General features: G+C 70.5%; 14 protein-coding genes. 4 read left to right on the top strand and 10 right to left on the bottom strand.

Features of this window, described 5'->3' with window-relative positions; all coding sequences use genetic code 11:
• The first annotated feature begins 9 nt into the window (after positions 1 to 9).
• Positions 10 to 3,390 (top strand): hypothetical protein, encoded by a 3,381-nt coding sequence (locus tag ACLBX9_RS10480; protein ID WP_447718898.1) that lies wholly within the window; start codon positions 10 to 12, stop codon positions 3,388 to 3,390.
• Entirely contained in the window at positions 3,387 to 3,860 is a 474-nt protein-coding gene (locus ACLBX9_RS10475; RefSeq protein WP_447718897.1) for an AAA family ATPase, read from the top strand. Before ACLBX9_RS10480 ends, ACLBX9_RS10475 begins: the two co-directional genes overlap by 4 nt.
• A 12-nt stretch (positions 3,861 to 3,872) precedes the next feature.
• Here ACLBX9_RS10475 and ACLBX9_RS10470 read toward each other — a convergent pair whose 3' ends face one another.
• The 6 genes from ACLBX9_RS10470 to ACLBX9_RS10445 all read right to left on the bottom strand — a co-directional run bounded on the left by ACLBX9_RS10470 (position 3,873) and on the right by ACLBX9_RS10445 (position 8,934).
• Positions 3,873 to 5,321 carry a TadE/TadG family type IV pilus assembly protein gene (locus tag ACLBX9_RS10470; RefSeq protein ID WP_010683716.1) on the bottom strand — a complete coding sequence of 483 codons (1,449 nt, stop codon included), beginning with the start codon at positions 5,319 to 5,321 and terminating at the stop codon, positions 3,873 to 3,875.
• Complete coding sequence (locus ACLBX9_RS10465) at positions 5,306 to 6,019, bottom strand: TadE/TadG family type IV pilus assembly protein (protein WP_010683717.1); 714 nt, start codon at positions 6,017 to 6,019, stop codon at positions 5,306 to 5,308. Before ACLBX9_RS10465 ends, ACLBX9_RS10470 begins: the two co-directional genes overlap by 16 nt.
• Positions 6,019 to 6,561, bottom strand: coding sequence for a TadE/TadG family type IV pilus assembly protein (locus ACLBX9_RS10460; protein ID WP_010683718.1), 543 nt, complete (start codon positions 6,559 to 6,561; stop codon positions 6,019 to 6,021). The genes ACLBX9_RS10465 and ACLBX9_RS10460 overlap by 1 nt, the downstream gene beginning before the upstream one ends.
• A gap of 75 nt (positions 6,562 to 6,636) precedes the next feature.
• Entirely contained in the window at positions 6,637 to 7,416 is a 780-nt protein-coding gene (fliP, locus tag ACLBX9_RS10455) for a flagellar type III secretion system pore protein FliP (protein ID WP_010683719.1), read from the bottom strand.
• A gap of 5 nt (positions 7,417 to 7,421) precedes the next feature.
• The gene (locus ACLBX9_RS10450; protein WP_447718896.1) at positions 7,422 to 8,489 is read right to left on the bottom strand and encodes a flippase-like domain-containing protein; all 1,068 of its coding nucleotides are present in this window, start codon (positions 8,487 to 8,489) and stop codon (positions 7,422 to 7,424) included.
• A 64-nt stretch (positions 8,490 to 8,553) separates the two neighbouring features.
• On the bottom strand, positions 8,554 to 8,934 hold the full coding sequence (locus tag ACLBX9_RS10445; RefSeq protein WP_244625593.1) for a hypothetical protein: 381 nt from the start codon (positions 8,932 to 8,934) through the stop codon (positions 8,554 to 8,556).
• 277 nt (positions 8,935 to 9,211) lie between these two features.
• On the opposite strand from ACLBX9_RS10445, the gene ACLBX9_RS10440 reads away from it, so the two are divergent.
• Together ACLBX9_RS10440 and ACLBX9_RS10435 are read left to right on the top strand one after the other, a co-directional pair.
• Positions 9,212 to 10,519, top strand: a complete 1,308-nt coding sequence (locus tag ACLBX9_RS10440) for an LPS biosynthesis protein (RefSeq protein WP_010683722.1) — start codon at positions 9,212 to 9,214, stop codon at positions 10,517 to 10,519.
• A gap of 103 nt (positions 10,520 to 10,622) precedes the next feature.
• Positions 10,623 to 10,907 (top strand): hypothetical protein, encoded by a 285-nt coding sequence (locus ACLBX9_RS10435; RefSeq protein WP_010683723.1) that lies wholly within the window; start codon positions 10,623 to 10,625, stop codon positions 10,905 to 10,907.
• Between the two features lie 55 nt (positions 10,908 to 10,962).
• Here ACLBX9_RS10435 and flbD read toward each other — a convergent pair whose 3' ends face one another.
• Genes flbD through ACLBX9_RS10415 form a run of 4 tightly spaced genes read right to left on the bottom strand, consistent with a single transcriptional unit; the run spans position 10,963 to position 14,391 of the window.
• Positions 10,963 to 12,324, bottom strand: a complete 1,362-nt coding sequence (gene flbD, locus ACLBX9_RS10430) for a sigma-54-dependent transcriptional regulator FlbD (RefSeq protein WP_010683724.1) — start codon at positions 12,322 to 12,324, stop codon at positions 10,963 to 10,965.
• 60 nt (positions 12,325 to 12,384) lie between these two features.
• A complete protein-coding gene (gene fliN / locus ACLBX9_RS10425; RefSeq protein ID WP_010683725.1) occupies positions 12,385 to 12,717 on the bottom strand; it encodes a flagellar motor switch protein FliN in 333 nt (110 codons plus the stop codon).
• Positions 12,718 to 12,727: 10 nt separating this feature from the next.
• A complete protein-coding gene (locus ACLBX9_RS10420) occupies positions 12,728 to 13,339 on the bottom strand; it encodes a FliH/SctL family protein (protein ID WP_010683726.1) in 612 nt (203 codons plus the stop codon).
• Positions 13,336 to 14,391, bottom strand: coding sequence for a flagellar motor switch protein FliG (locus ACLBX9_RS10415; protein WP_010683727.1), 1,056 nt, complete (start codon positions 14,389 to 14,391; stop codon positions 13,336 to 13,338). Before ACLBX9_RS10415 ends, ACLBX9_RS10420 begins: the two co-directional genes overlap by 4 nt.
• Positions 14,392 to 14,413: the final 22 nt, after the last annotated feature.

Genomic DNA, 14,413 nt, shown 5'->3' with positions numbered 1-14,413 from the left:
GGCGAGGCGATGGCAGCGGTGGGCGGGCGACCCCGGATCGGTCGAGGGTTCGGCGCGTGGATGCTGCGCGCGTCTCTGCCCGTGCTGGTCCTGCCGGTTGCCTATCTGGCGGCGATCGATCCAGCCCTTGCGGCCAAACTGACTGGCGCAAAGGGCAGCGAATCGGGGACCGGCCCGGGCGGCTACGGCCGGATCGTCCTCACCTTCGACAAGCCCGTCTCGGTGAAGGCCAAGCTCGCAGGCGGCATGCTGCTGCTCGGCTACGGCGAGCGCATCGCGGCCGGCCCCGAGCGCCTCGCCGAGGAGATGCCCGTCTACGTGTCGAGCGTCCGGCGCGATCCGGACGGGACCGGCCTGCGGGTCGCCCTGCAGAGACCCTACCGGATCAACCTGCAGACGGCGGGCGAGCGCGTCTTCGTCGACCTGTTGCCGGAGGGGTGGTCCGGCCTGCCGCCGCCGCTGCCGCCCGAGGTGGTGGCGGAACTCGCCCGACGGGCCCACGCCGCCGAGGAAGCGCTCAAGACGCGCATCCCCGAGCCGGTGCGCAAGCCCCTTGCCCTGGAGATCGCGCGGCTTCCGACGCTGACGCGTCTGTCGCTGCGCCTGCCGAACGAGGCGGTCACCACGGTGACCGCCGAGGGGACGGCGACGCGCCTGCGCGTGGTCGGGTCCTGGACGATCGACCCGGGCGAAACCCGCGGGCGCCCGCGCCCCGGCATCGCCAAAATCGCGACCGACGCCGATTCGACCTCGGCCAGCCTCCTCGTCACCCCCGAGGACGGGTACACGATCGGGACCGAGCGTGAGGACGGGGCCTTCTTCCTCGACGCGGTGCGGCGCAAGGCCCCCGAGACCGCCAAGACCGTCGTCGAGGTGCCCGGACCCTCGGCGGAGCCGGCCGCTGCGGCGCCCCGGCCTGCGCCCCCGCCCGTGCCGCCTGTGCGCGCCGCGGCAGCAGCCGTCCCGGAGCGGCCGCCCGAGGCTGCGCCGACCCGCAAGGCGGGCTCGGGCCTTGTCTTCCCATTTCACACCCTGCCGCCCGCCGTCCTGTTCGAGCGCGGCGGCATCGCCACGCTGGCCTTTGAGACCGCCGAGCCGGTCGCCGTGCCGGCGACAAGCCAGGGTCTGGCCCCGGCGGGCGCGCCCGAGCGGAGGGGCCCGCTCACGATCCTGCGCTTCCCGGTGCCGCTTGGCCGCCTCGTCGATCTGAACGCCGTCGCCACCGGGAATGGGCAGGCCTGGGAGCTCTCGGCGGGCGAGGCCCTCAGCCCAAGCGACACCATCGATCCCGTGCGCAAGCCCGACCTCTCGGGCCGGATCGCCGTCTCGCTGGCCTTGCCGCGACCCGGCTCGGCGACGTGGCTCGACCTCGACGGCGAGCGCATCGCGGTGGTCACCTCGGCGGCGCAGCGACCCGTGGGGAATCCGAAGAGCCGACGCTTCGTGGATTTCGAGATCCTGCCGAGCCGGCACGGCCTCGCGGTGCAGGCCGGCGCCGACGACCTTGAGGTCCGGCCCGACCTCGACGTCGTCACGATCGGCCGGGCAGGAGGCCTCGCCGCGTCCGCGACTTTACGGAGGCCCGATCCCATCCTCGCCGAGACCGGGACCCTCGCGGTCGCGCCCGAGGCCTGGGAGCGGGCGCGTATCGGCAACGTGCGCGAAACCCTGCGCGGGCTGGCCGCCGCGGCGGCCGCCGCGACGCCGTCCGAGCGCGGCCCGGCGCGTCTCGCCCTCGCCCGCGCCGAGTTCGCCAACGGACTCGATTCGGAGGGGTTGGCGGCGCTCGAGGCCGCGGCCGCCGACGACCCGCTGCTGGCCGCGCAGCGCGACATCGCGCTGCTGCGGAGTCTGGCACTCGTGCGCCTCGGGCGGCACGCGGAGGCCTTGAAGGTCCTGACGGTCCCGACCCTCGCCGACGATGCCGAGGCCGCCCTTTGGCGCGCCATGGCCTCGGCCGGACTCGGCGACTGGAAGGCGGCCGAGACAGGATTCCTCAAGGTCCTGCCGCTGGCCAAGAGCTATCCGGCGGATCTCGCGCAGACCATCCGGGCCGCCGCGGCCGAATCGGCCATCGAGACGGGCGACGTCGAGACTGCGGCCGCCCGGGCTGAGGCGGAGCGTGACCTGCCCCCCTGGATCCGGGACCGGCTCGCCCTGGTCCGAGCCCGCGTCGCCGAGGCGACCGGGCAGACCGAGGCGGCCCTGGACGCCTACGCCCGCCTGGACCAGACGGCCGTGCGCCCGGTCTCGGTGGAGGCGAGCCTGCGCGGGGCGCTCCTCGCCCGGGCCGCCGGCAAGCTCACCCTCGATGCCGCCGTCGAGCGCCTGGAGCGCCTCGCCCTGACCTGGCACGGCGGCCCGGTCGAGGATGCCATCACCGCCGGCCTCGCGCGCCTCTACCTCAGCGCTGGCCGCTGGCGCGACGCCTTCACGGCGGTGCGCCGGGCCAATGCCTTCGCGCCGAACGCCTCGACTTCGGAGGCGCTGTCGCGCGAGGCTCAGGCCGCGTTCGAGAGCCTCTACCTCACCGAGAAGGGCGACAGCCTCCCGGGGGTCCAGGCCGTCGCGCTGTTCTTCGACTTTCGTGAGCTGAGCCCGATCGGCCGACGCGGCGACGAGGTCGTGCGCCGGCTCGCCGACCGTCTGGTCGGTCTGGACCTGCTCGATTCCGCCGCCGACCTGCTCCAGTATCAGATCGACAACCGGCTCACCGGGCCGGCGCGCGCGGCGGTGGCCGCCCGCCTCGCCACGGTGCGGCTCATGGACGACAAGCCGATGCGGGCGCTGCAGGCGCTCGACGCCACCGACCTGCCCGAGCTTCCCGGCGAGCTTAAGCGGGCCCGCGGCCTGATCCGGGCCCGGGCCCTGTCGGATCTCACCCGCACCGACCTCGCCCTGGAGACGCTGGAGGGCGAGAGCGGTCCCGACATCGAGCGCCTGCGGGCCGACATCTACTGGGGCGCCCGCCGGTGGCGCGAGGCCGGGGAGGCGCACGAGGCGCTGCTCGGCGAGATGTGGCAGTCGGGCCAGGCTCTCGATGACCAGTCCCGGACCGACGCCGTGCGCGCCGCGATCGCCTACGACCTCGCCGGCGAGTCGATCGGGCTGGAACGGCTGAAGGCGAAGTTCTCGGAGGCGATGGCGGCGAGCCCGGACGCACGCACCTTCGCGCTTCTGACGGGCGCGAACCCGACCCGGGCGCCCGGCTTCCGCGCCATCGCGGCCCGCGCCACGAAGGCCGAAACCCTCTCGGCCTTCCTGGCCGAGTATCGCAAGCGCTACCCGGAGGCTGCGACCCCTGACCGGGGCCGGCCGGAGGCCGTCGGTGAAGGAGCACCCGCCGAGCAGCAGAGCAGCGCCGCCGCCACCGCGGCGCCGCCGGGGTGAGCCCCGTCGTCATCGATCCGGACGCCTTCCTGGAGATCGAGGGCGTCCGTGTCTGGACGCCGGAACGGAGCGCCGAGGCGTGGCGGCTGGCCCGAGAGGCCCTGCGCGCGGCCCTGCGCACGGCTGTGGCCACCGGATCGGTCCGAGGGGTGGTCGTCGTCTGCGGCCTTCAGGGGGCGGGCAAGTCCACCCGGATCTCCCGGCAGGAGCGGGACACCGCGACGGTCTACGTCGATGCCGTGCCGACGAGCGCGCGGCATCGGGCACCCGTCATCGCCATCGCGCGCGGGTTCGGCGCGCCCGCGGACGCCGTCTGGATCCGAACGCTGTTGCCCGTCGCCCTGGAGCGGAACCAGCAGCGCCCCCTCGACGGGCGCGTCCCGGAGGCGAGCATCCGATCGGTGGACCGCCTGTTCGAGCTGCCGACCTCCGCGGAAGGCTTCGCGTCGATCCGGATCGTCGAATCCTGACGCGGACCCGTCCTAACGCGTCAGGTGCGCCACCTGTAGGGCCTGATCGAACATCGCGTTGAGCGCCGCCGTGATGTCGCTCGGGCTGTTGGCCGTGTAGAAGAAGCCCGGCGACGCGCAGCTTTGGAGCGGGGTCGCGAGGGTCGGGCTGAAGCCGTTCACGCGGTTGTTCTCCCAGGCGATGCCGCCGCCGTAATCCGTGAAGCTGATGATGTTGTAGGGGATGTAGAGGACCGAGATCGTCGCGCCCGCAGTCTTCAGCGCCGAGCAGAGCGACGGATCGATCTGGGACGGCTGTGAGCCGTCCCAGTTGCCGGCCGCGTAGCCCGGGAAGGTCGAGGGGTTGCCGGGATAGTAGTATTTTCCGTTCTGGTTGATGGCGAAGTGCTGGCCGTTCTGCATGCCGTCGGTGACCAGGAAAACGAAGGGCCGCCGCACGAGCGCACTGGAGCCGTCGCCGAAGCCGCCCGCTGCCGTGATGGTGGTCTTCATCTGCGGCAGGACGACCTCGAAATGCGTCCCCCCGGCACCCGTGCCCGTGCTCGGATCACTGAGGCTGTAAAGCTGGGTGGTCCCGGTATCGAGGAGGTTCGTCAGGGCGAGCGGCCAGGTTTGTCCGCATTGAGCTTTGCTGTTCAGCGTCGCGATCGAGCTGTTGATGTCGGCGAGCGTGCCCATCTGGTTGATGAACGGGTAGAGGCCGACCCGATACTGGTTCGCCATCGACGGGTTGGAAGCCCGGGTGATGAGGGAGCAGACCGCGTTGTTCAGTGCGTCCGACCGCAGCTGGATCTTGCCGGCCGCGAGATTCCAGCCGGTATAGCCCGGGAAGTGGCAGGCGAACTGGCAGCCCTGCTTGTAGTCCGACCACATGTCCCTGTTGCTGGCGGCGAGTTGCGTCATGCCGGTGCTCGTGGCCGGCAGGCCCATGGAGCCGGACACGTCGAGCAGGAGGTAGAAGTCGAGGTAGCTGGGCAGGTCAGCCGAGGCCGTGACCGTGTTGCCGATGGTCGTAGTCGGCGTCCGGAAAAGCTGGCCGAAATTGTTCTTGATCGTGGCCGTGTAGCTGACCGTCGACTTGATCGTCTGGCCGGTGCGGCTGAGCTGCGGTGTCTGCAACTGCACCTGGGCAAACGGCACCGAGCCGGCATTGACCGTGAACGCGTTGGTCGCCTGGGCGGTGCCTGCCGCGAAGGCGTTGGCGGTGAGGTTGCTCTGGATCGGGTTTGTCGCGAAATAGGCCTTGGCCGAAACGACTCCCGCGATGGCGGCCGCGTCCGCGGCGGCATCGAGCTTCGCCTTGTCGGTGATCGCCACGCCGTAATCGACGCCGTAGCCGATCAGGCCGACCATCGGCAGCAGGCTGAACGCGAACAGAATCGTCACGTTGCCGGATCGCGCCCGGAGCAGGGACGCCGCCCGGTCACGGAGGCGGCGGACCGGGTTCAGTAGCCGGGACATTTCGTGGCGATTCCATCGTTGCCCGTCGGGTCGAAGTTGACGAGCGTGGCGTAGCGCGGCTGCACGTACATCGAGCGGGCGATCCGCACGGCCGGGATGAACCGCGCGCCGAAGCTCGGCTTGAAGTTGAAGACAACGTCGACCGCAAGGAGGGAGCCCGGTCCGAAGACCGAACGGGGCAGCGTCGTGCGGCTCGGCGGTGCCGCGTTGTCGGCCGGAAGCTGGGTGGGCGTGCAGGGACGGTAGTTGCCGCCGCTGGTCCCCGTGCTGGTCCAGACGACGTTCGCCGCAAAGCAGTTGCTCTGGTCGCTCGTACTCGGGCAGTTTGAGGCGGTCGGTTGGAAGGTGACCGACGCGAAGGTGATGGTGATGTCCTGCCACCATTGCAGGCCCTGCCGGGACGCGTCCTTCATGAGGTACGGGAACAGGACGAGGGACGAATCGAAGCTGAAATGCAGGTCCGCGGCGTTGACGGTGGCGACCGTGCCGTTCTGCGGCGGCTGCGCCTGCGACAGCATCTGGCTGATCGACTGAGCGATCAGCTCCACTTTGCGCGTCGCGTTGATGTAGGTGACGAGCTGCGTCCCGGCGATCATGAGGATCAGCAGCACCGGGAAGATCAGCGCAAACTCGACCGCCGACACCGCCCGCGTGTCCGCGCCGAAGCGGCGCGCCGGCGAGGGGATCGCGCCAACCATCAGAACAGCTCGTTGCGGAAGGCCGCCGTGGAGACCGTCAGGAAGGCCGGGGAGCCGTTGTAGGTCGCGCCGCCGAGGATCGACGCGAAGGCCGCCGGCAGGAACGTGATCGGGTAGACAACCAGCAGGAACTGATAGGCGCCGCGTGAACCCAGCGTGTACTGGCCGGAGCCCGGCGTCAGGGGCGGCATCTGCAGGCCACTCATGTCCGACTTGACGTAGCTGTAATAGCCGCTCGGCGAGGTTCCGGTCGGCACGACGTAGAGGTTGATCACCACGTTGCTGCACTTCACCATCGACGGCAGGTAGCCGCACAGCACGGTCCGGAAGCCGGCCTGGTCCATGGTGCTGGCTTGCGCCGCGCCGGTCATGATCTGCCGCGACGCGCGGGTCGCCGCGTAGTCGAGGGACTGGTTGATGAACAGGATCAAGGCCACCGTCATGACGAACAGGATCGTCATGATCAGCATCGCCGCGACGAGGGCGAACTCGACCGCTGCGGCACCCTTCCGATCGCGCGTATATCGACGTAGCAAAAGCATGCGGCATGCTCGCACGAGAGTGCTAAAGGTCCATTAAAGACGACCTGAAGACTCCGCTATGTCATCGCAAATTCGTTATCCGCCGTAACTCTGAACAAGAGATCCCGCCACCAAGGTCCACCCGTCGACCAGCACGAAGAAGATCAGCTTGAACGGCAGCGAGACTGAGGCCGGCGGCACCATCATCATGCCGATGGCCATCAGAACCGAGGCGACCACCAAGTCGATGATCAGGAACGGGATGAACAGCAGGAAGCCGATCTCGAAGGCGCGGCGTAACTCCGAGATCATGAAGGCCGGGGTCACGATTTCGAGCCCGATATCGTCTGGTCCCTTCGGTACCGGCACCTTCGCGAGATCGAGGAACAGCTTGAGGTCCTTTTCGCGCACGTTGCGCAGCATGAACGTCTTGAGCGGCGCCGACGCGCGCTCGAAAGCCTGCGTCTGGGTGATCCGTCCCGCAACCAGGGGTTCGATGCCGGCGCTGTAGGCGGCCCGGCCGGTCGGCGCCATCACGAAGGCGGTCAGGAACAGCGCCAGGCTGACGATCACGGCGGTCGGCGGCGCCGTCTGGGTGCCCAGCGCCGAGCGCAGGATCGAGAGCACGACCACGATCCGTGTGAAGGCCGTGGTCATCACGAGAACCGAGGGCGCGACCGCCAGCACGGTGATCAGCGCGACGAGCTGGAGTGCGCGCTCGGTGGTGCCACCGGCACCCAGGTCGAGGGTGACGCTCTGCGCAAGCGCCGGCCCGGTTGTGAGCGCCGCGCCGGCCAGCGCGGCCAGCCCCGCCAGTCCGAGGAATCGGGACCGGCGCCGCGCGAGGCACTTCGGACGGGTCGGCACGGCGGGCATCGGCGTCACGGACGGTCGCAGGTCGGGGTCGCCGCGCGCACGCCGGCGCGCCGCGCCTCCAGGTTCTGCCAGACGAGGAGCGCCGGGAGGCCCAGCACCACGTCGGGCACGCGGCGGGCGAGCGACAGGGCGATTGCCGTGCCGGCGTCGATGCCGAACAGGCCGCAGACCAGCACGAGGCCGCCCTCCTGCACGCCGAGCCCGCTCGGGACCAGGAAGGCGGCGGCCTTGATCGCTTGGCTGAGCGCCTCGATCACGAGGATGTCCGACAGGCTGACGGTGTCGATCCCGATGCAGGTGAGGACGACGAAGACCTCGGCCGTGCCGAGGAGCCAAGCGAGCGCGTGCAGGGCGAAGGACTGGGCGAGATGCCCGCGCCGCCCCGGCGCCCAGACCGCGTCCAGGGCGCCCTGGATGCGCCGGGGTGGCTCCGGGCGCGCCTCGGTCTCGCGTACGAAGCGCCGGCCGAGGGCGCTGACGCGGTCCTCGATCATCCGCACGATCCCGGTGCGCTGGAGTACGAAGAAGGCCGCGACCGCGAAACCCGCCGCGGCGAGCGCCCGCAGCGTCCAATCCGCGAGTTCGGCCGCCGCCGCCCCCTCGACGCGGCTGAGCAGCGCCGCCCCGAGCCCGGCGAACAGGGCGAGCGTTCCAACCTGGAACAGCAGGTCGGCGAGCACCGAGGCGGCCGCCAGCGACCCGGCGACACCCCAGAAGGTGAGGAGCCGCGCGCCGAGGACGTCGCCGCCGACCGACGCGACGGGCAGCAGGACGTTGATGCCCTCGCGCACGAAGCGCAGGATCAGGCAGGCCGCTGCGGGTGCGGGCGAGAGCCCGTCGAGGATGCGCGCCCACGCGATGCCGCACAGGATCACCACGAGCGCCCGCACGAGGGTGACGCCGACGAAGCCCGCCATGCCGATCCGTCCGAACGCCGCGGCCACGGACCCGAGATCGTTGGTCGCCACGAGCCAGACCGCGAGGCCGAGCCCGACCAGGGTGCCGAGCAGCGGCAGGCGGCGCAGCGCGGCCCGGGCGACCCGGCGCGTCCAGGATGCGCGGTCTCCGCTCACGGCCGGGGCGTGCGGGTTGCGCGTCGGGAGGTGGGCAAGCGCGGGCGCTCCAGGTTCGGGCCGGTCAACGGATCGGAGGCGATTCGTCAGAAGATACCGCCGCTAGAGCGGTAATGGGGCCGAATTCGGGGACGGACCGGCGCGCAGGATCGGGGGCCGGCGCGGGCGGCAAGGCGGGGCCGAGGATCGCCGCCAGAGCCTCCTGCGGGCTGGAATCGGGATCGAGCAGCATGACTCGGCCGGCCGCGAGGCTCGCGCCGGTGGCGACCGCCAGCGCCCGCTTGGGGCAGGGGCCGAGGCAGCCCGCTTCGACGATGCAGAGCTTCCTCCTGGGTCCGGACTTCGCATCCGCGGCGCACTTTCCGGCGTGCTTGCTGGCCTTCTTCAGGCGCTCGCGAACGGTCCGCACCCGCAGGCCCTGCCGCTTGGCGCATTTGCGGCACACGACCACGACGTCGGTGAGTTTCGTCTTCGCAGAGCGGCCGGATGCGCGGAGGGATGGGCGAGGCGCGGCGGCGCCCGCGGGACGTGGGTCTGTCATCATCCAGAGACTGTAGGCCGCGATAGACGGGCCGGGCTACGTCGCCCGTCGCCGCGGTACGGCGGCCAGGGCGAACGCCATAAAAAGGGCCTAAAAGAACAGGAAGCCGGTAACGCGCACGGGCCGTCTTCGGCCGGCGCCGCAGCAGCGGGACCGGCGCAGATCCAGGAACAATGAGCGGATGAACTTCGACGACGTCAAGGACGACACGCGCGAAGCCGAACTCGTGACGTTCACCGCCTCGCCGCTGCCCGAACTCCGGCGCAGCGCGGAGACGATCCGGCCCGTGCCGGAGAAGCGTACGGCCCGGGCGCTGGTCGCCTCGGTCCGGTCTCGCCTGGACTGGACGCGGCTGCCGGGCCTGCGCCCGCGCCGGGAGGATACATCGAGCTACGCGTCCCGGCTGATCCGCCGCGTCAGCCTGTTCGTGCTGCTTCCGACCCTCGTGGTCGGTTTGTACCTGTTCGCCTTCGCGTCCAACCAGTACATCGCCGAGGCCCAGTTCGCCGTGCGCGGCAACGTCGAGCCGATGGAGAACATCGCGCTGGGTCAGTTCACGAACCTGATCCAGAAGCACAACAGCCAGGACAGCTTCATCGTCCGCGACTATATCACCAGCCAGACCATGGTCGAGGCTCTGGAGAAGAGCATCGGCATCTCGAAGATGTTCTCGCGCCGCGAAGGGGATTTCTGGGCACGCTTCAGCGCGAACGACCCGATCGAGGATCTCACCAAATACTGGCGCAAGCACGTCGACGCGCATATCGACTCGATCTCGGGCGTGATCCGCCTGTCGGTCCGGGCCTTCACGCCCGAGGACGCCCTGACCATCGCCCGCGAGGTCGTGAAGCGCGCCGAGGCGCTGATCAACGACATCTCGAAGCGCGCGCAGGCCGACATGGTGACTCAGGCGGAATCCGACGCCAAGACCGCCCAGGATCGGCTCCGCCAGGCCCATCTCGCGCTGCAGAACTTCCGCAATCAATGGGGCGTGATCGACCCGGTCAAGACGGCCGAGGGGACGATGACCACCATGATGCTCCTGCGGAAGGACAAGCTGAAGGCCGAGAACGAGCTGCAGGTCCTGCGGGGATCGAACCTCGACGAGCGGTCCCGCTCGATCCAGGTCCTGGTCTCCAACGTCGCGGCCATCGAGCAGCAGATGAAGACACTGCAGGCCGAATTGACCAATGCCAGCACGGCGGGCGGCCAGAACCTGACCGAGGCACTGGTCCAGTACGAGGGGCTGATGGTCGAGCGGACCATCGCCGAGAAGCTGGAGGAATCGGCCCGCATGCTGCTCGACCGGGCCCGGGTCTCGGCGACGAAGCAGCACATCTTCCTGGCGACCTTCGTGCCACCGGTCCTGCCCACCGACAGCCTCTATCCCGAGCGGTGGCACACCCTGATCGTGTCGTTCTTCTGCTTCCTGGTGATCTGGAGCTCGTCCTCCCTCCTGATCGCGGGCATCCGCGACCAGCGGATGTAGGCCGCTGCCGCGCGCGGGATCTGGATCCCGCGCGGCCTCGTCTGTAGAGGGAGGCGGCCCGGCGGTCCGGGCGGCCCGGTGGAAGAGCGAAGTCTAACCGTCCATGTCGGATTTCTCCGATCTCGTCGCGAAGGCGATCCAGCCCTCGATGACCCGGGAGGAGCGCGAGGCGGTCTACTCCGTCGTGCGGCAGGCCGTGCTCCGCCTGCAGGAGCGCGAGGCGCTGTCCCCCGGCGATCCGCGCGTGGCCCTCCAGCGACATCTCGTCGAGGAAACGATCCGCGACATCGAGGGGGACGTCGCCCGCTACCAGTCGCTCCGCAAGCTCGAACAGGCTTTCGCGGTTCAGAACGCGGACGACAAGGCCGCGCAGGGCCGGCGGCGCTAGGTCCGACCCGGCCCGCGCGGCTCGGACTGGCACGCCGGATCGGCGCGCCGTCTGCCTACCCGAAGGCCGCGCTCGCCCGCACGCTGCCGGGCTCGGCGACTTCCAGGCCCGCCGAGACGTACTCGTTGAGCTTGTTGCGCAGGGTCCGGATCGAGATGCCGAGGATCTTGGCCGCGTGGGTGCGGTTGCCGAGGCAATGGTCGAGGGTGTCGAGGATCAGGTCGCACTCGACCTGCGCCACCGTCCGCCCCACCAGCCCCCGCGTCGCCGCCTCCGCGGCCTGGGCGGCGCGGGCCGCCGGCCCCTCGGCGGCGAAGGCCTCGCCCTCCGGCGAGAGGATCGCCTCCGGGCCGATCGCCTCGCCCGAGGCCAGCAGCACCGCCCGGTGCAGGGTGTTCTCCAGCTCCCGCACGTTGCCGCGCCAGGGGTTCTTCACAACCACCGACCGGGCCTCGGCGGAGAGCGGGCGGGGCGGAACCCCGTTCACCGCGGCGTATTTCCGGGCGAAATGGTCGGCGAGCTCGAGGATGTCGGCCGGCCGTTCGCGCAGGGGCGGCAGCTTCAGCGAAACGACGTTGAGCCGGTAGAACAGGTCCTCGCGGAACGTGCCCTTGCGGACCTCCTCCACGAGGTTGCGGTTCGAGGTGGCGAGCACGCGGATGTCGACCCGCACCGGGGCGGTTCCGCCGACACGATCGATCACCCGCTCCTGCAGGGCGCGCAGCAGCTTCGACTGCAGGCGCACATCCATCTCGGAGATCTCGTCGAGGAGCAGGGTGCCGCCATTGGCCTCCTCGAAGCGGCCGATCCGCCGGGCGACGGCGCCGGTGAAGGCGCCCTTCTCGTGGCCGAACAGCTCGGATTCGAGAAGCGCCTCGGGGATTGCAGCGCAGTTGACCGACACGAAGGGCTTGGAAGCCCGATTGGACTTCTGGTGGACGTGTCGGGCCAGGACCTCCTTGCCGGTGCCGCTCTCGCCGGTGATCAGCACCGAGGCCTCCGAGCGCGCGACCTGCTCGGCCAGCTTGACCACCCGCTCCATGGACGGATCACGCCACACGAAGGCGGCGCGGTCGGTGGTGACCGCCTCCAGCACCGCGGCGATCATCTCGGGGTCGGGCGGGAGCGGGATGTACTCCTTGGCGCCGGCCCGGATCGCCGCCACGGCGGCCTGCGCGTCCGCCGAGACCCCGCAGGCGACCACCGGCGTACGGATCCGCTCCGCCTCCAGGGCGGAGACGAGGTCCCGGATCGGCAGCGAGACGTCGATCATGATCAGGTCGGCGCCGCGGGCGCGCAGGACGTTGAGGCCCTGCGGCACGGCATCGGCCTGCGTCACGGTCGCGCCGCGCTGCATGGCGATCTTCGAGGCGGTGATCAGCTCGCCGTTGAGCCGCCCGATCATCAGGAGCCGCATGGTTCGTCCCTCTCAAAGCGCGAGGCGCGGTCGGCCGTCACCGGCGCCGCTGCCGACATCTCATTCACCCTTGACGATCTCGGTCATCGTCACCCCGAGCCGGTCCTCGACGAGGACGACCTCGCCGCGGGCCACCAGCCGGTTGTTGACGAACACGTCGATCGCCTCGCCGACCTTGCGGTCGAGTTCGAGCACGGCCCCCGGCGCCAGCCGGAGCAGGTCGCCGATCGGCATCCGGGCAGAGCCCAGCACCGCCGAGACCATCACGGGCACGTCGAAGAGCTGCTCCAGGTCGGAGGCGGTCTTCGGGGTCGTGGGCGCGTCGCGGATCGAGTCGCCCACGTAGTCCGGGTCGTGGTCGCCGAGCTGGGGCAGGCTGAAATCGTCGGACATCCGGGTTCCTTCAGGGGCTCGGGGCCAGGCCGAGGGCGTCGAGGACGGACGCCTCGATGCGGGCGCGCTCGCGAACGATGCCGCCATCCGCCCACTCGATGCGGGCATCGCCCGCCGCCATGTCGGGGTCGCCCAGGACCACGAGGCGACCCTCGTAGCCGCGCTCGCGGGCGAGGCGCTTCACCAGGGTCTCGGCCTCCTCCACGAGGCCGTCATGCACGCGCACCACGAGGTGGGGCACGCCGCGCAGGTGCTGGAGCGCCGTCCGCGCGGCCTCGCCGATGCCGGCCAGCGGGGCGGCGTCGAGGGCGTCGCCCGCGACCTTGCGGGCGATCAGCATGGCGACCTCGACGGCCTGCGCCTCGCGCTCGGCGTCCCGGGCATCGGCCTGGGCGAGGAGGCCCGCGGCGGCCAGCGCCAGCCGGGTCATCGCGTCGGCGAGCCGACCCTGCGCCTGCGCCTCGGCCTGGGCACGGCCCTCCTGAAGGCCGCGGGCATGCGCCTCCGCCTCGGCGCGGGCGGAGGCCTCGGCGACGCGCTGCGCCTCGGCGCTCGGGCGGCCGCTGCGGAAGTCGGTCTCGAACAGGAACGGCTTCGCGCTCCGGGCGGTCTGGGGGCTCAATAGACCAGCTCCTCCTCGGCGCTATTCTTGGCGATCATGATCTCGCCCTTCTCGGCGAGGTCCTTGGCGATCTCGGTCATCCTGGCCTGCGCCTCATCCACCTCCTTGAGGCGGACCGGGCCGAGGGAGGCCATCTCGTCGGTGAGGTTCTTGGCGGCGCGGGCCGACATCTGCTTCATGAAGAAGCCCCGGGTCGTCTCGTTGCCGCCCTTGAGCGCGCGGCACAGGGTCTCGTTGTCGACCTGGCGCATCAGGGTCTGGACGCTGCCCGGATCGAGCTTCAGCAGATCCTCGAAGGTGAACATCAGCTCGCGGATGCGCTTGGCCGAGCCGCGGTTCGCCTGGTCGAGGGCAGCGAGGAAGCGGCCCTCCGTCTGCCGGTCGAAGGCATTGAACACGTCGGCCATCATCTCGTGCGCGTCGCGGCGCTGGGTCTGCGCGATGGTCGAGACGAACTCGACCCGCAGCGTCTCCTCGATGTGGCGCAGGGCCTCCTTCTGCACCGTCTCCATGCGCAGCATCCGGTTGAGGCAATCGATGGCGAAATCCTCGGGCAGGATGGTGAGCACCTTGGCGGCGTAGTCGGCCCGCACCCGCGAGAGCACGACCGCGACGGTCTGCGGGTACTCGTTGCGCAGGAACGAGGCGAGGATCTCCGGGTCCACCTGGGCGATCGAGGCCCAGACGCGCTTGCCGGAGGCGCCCTTGATCTCCGCCATGATCAGCGAGACCTGATCGCTCGGGAAGATCTTCAGGAGCAGCGCCTCGGTCCGCTCGAAGTTCGACGAGATGCCGCCGCTGTTGCCGAGCTTCGTCACGAACTCGATGATCAGCTTCTCGACCGTCGCCGCCTCCAGCGTCCCGAGCTGGACCATGGCGTGGCTGACCTTCTTGATCTCCTCCTCTTCCAGCATCTGCCAGATCGGCGCGCCTTCCTCCTCACCGAGCATCAGGAGGAGCGCGGCGGCGCGCTGCGGGCCGGGCATCGACGCGAACGAATCGCCGCCCACGGCCGTCAGGGTGTTCGCCAGACCTAGTGCTCCCGCCGCCATCGTGCTGCCCTCGAATCCCTAC

This window comes from Methylobacterium sp. A49B (assembly GCF_053346215.1).
This window is presented reverse-complemented; position numbering and strand designations above follow the sequence as displayed.

Bases quoted from the DNA above. Each gene is read 5' to 3' on its own strand.
- ACLBX9_RS10480 (WP_447718898.1), top strand. From the start codon at position 10: ATGGCAGCGGTGGGCGGGCGACCCCGGATCGGTCGAGGGTTCGGCGCG.
- ACLBX9_RS10470 (WP_010683716.1), bottom strand. From the start codon at position 5,321: ATGTCCCGGCTACTGAACCCGGTCCGCCGCCTCCGTGACCGGGCGGCG.
- ACLBX9_RS10465 (WP_010683717.1), bottom strand. From the start codon at position 6,019: ATGGTTGGCGCGATCCCCTCGCCGGCGCGCCGCTTCGGCGCGGACACG.
- ACLBX9_RS10460 (WP_010683718.1), bottom strand. From the start codon at position 6,561: ATGCTTTTGCTACGTCGATATACGCGCGATCGGAAGGGTGCCGCAGCG.
- fliP (WP_010683719.1), bottom strand. From the start codon at position 7,416: ATGCCCGCCGTGCCGACCCGTCCGAAGTGCCTCGCGCGGCGCCGGTCC.
- ACLBX9_RS10440 (WP_010683722.1), top strand. From the start codon at position 9,212: ATGAACTTCGACGACGTCAAGGACGACACGCGCGAAGCCGAACTCGTG.
- ACLBX9_RS10435 (WP_010683723.1), top strand. From the start codon at position 10,623: ATGTCGGATTTCTCCGATCTCGTCGCGAAGGCGATCCAGCCCTCGATG.
- flbD (WP_010683724.1), bottom strand. From the start codon at position 12,324: ATGCGGCTCCTGATGATCGGGCGGCTCAACGGCGAGCTGATCACCGCC.
- fliN (WP_010683725.1), bottom strand. From the start codon at position 12,717: ATGTCCGACGATTTCAGCCTGCCCCAGCTCGGCGACCACGACCCGGAC.
- ACLBX9_RS10415 (WP_010683727.1), bottom strand. From the start codon at position 14,391: ATGGCGGCGGGAGCACTAGGTCTGGCGAACACCCTGACGGCCGTGGGC.